At 66.4% G+C, this 851-nt stretch carries 1 protein-coding gene; it reads right to left on the reverse strand.

All coding sequences use genetic code 11. The features are described 5' to 3' along the window. Positions 1 to 63: 63 nt before the first annotated feature. Positions 64 to 690 carry a hypothetical protein gene (locus GUY61_RS38680; protein ID WP_166634947.1) on the reverse strand — a complete coding sequence of 209 codons (627 nt, stop codon included), beginning with the start codon at positions 688 to 690 and terminating at the stop codon, positions 64 to 66. Positions 691 to 851: the final 161 nt, after the last annotated feature.

Genomic DNA, 851 nt, shown 5'->3' on the forward strand with positions numbered 1-851 from the left:
GGCCGGTGGTGGGCGCGGGCGGCCCCTGGTGGGGTGTGGGGCCGCTCTGCCCTGGTCGGTGGTTTAGGCGGTCTTGTAGCTGTTGAGCTTCTCGACCAGCTCGGCGCGGATGAAGGCGAGTGCCTGTGCCTTGCCGTCGAGCTTGTTGATCTCGGTCTGGACGGCCTCGGCGCGCTGGGTGTTGAGGAACGTGGTGTACGTGGCCTCGCGCTTGGGGGTGGCCTTGTCGGCCTGGTAGGTGGTGACCAGGCCGGTGACGAGGTCGCGGACCTTCTCGAAGGTGTCCTGGCTCGCGTTCTCGGCCGGGGAGTTGGTCTCGAAGGCCGCACCCTGCATCCGCTTGCGGAACTTCAGCAGCGGCGCGGCCCCGTTGTCCGTCTCGGCGGTCAGGTCGGCCGGGTTGACCAGGTGGCTGCCGACCACGTACGGCAGGTCCATGTCGCCCAGCTTCGGGGCGTCGGTCCGCTCGTGGCGGTCGGTCGCGCTGCCCTTGCCGAACTGGACGTTCAGCAGACCCGCGACCTTCGGGAACAGCTCCCAGTTCGGGTGGACCACGACCGTGCCGATCGGGAACACCCCGTCCTGGAGGACGCGGGACAGGTCGTAGACCGCCTCGCCGTTCTCGCCCGTCTCGACCGCGTACGAGTAGGTGTTACCGGCCGGGGTGGTGAACGTCTGGGTACCGGACATGAAGATCCCCTCCAACAGGGTCAGTAGGTGGTTTCTCGGCCGGTTCTTCGTTCCCCCGACCTCGTGATAACTACAGTACACACCGAACCGCGAATACGCAACACCAGAACGGGATCACCCCCACACGCTCAACCAAACCCACCCCCAACTAGAAACCCTGT

This window comes from Streptomyces sp. GC420 (assembly GCF_009916105.1).
Lineage (GTDB): Bacteria > Actinomycetota > Actinomycetes > Streptomycetales > Streptomycetaceae > Streptomyces.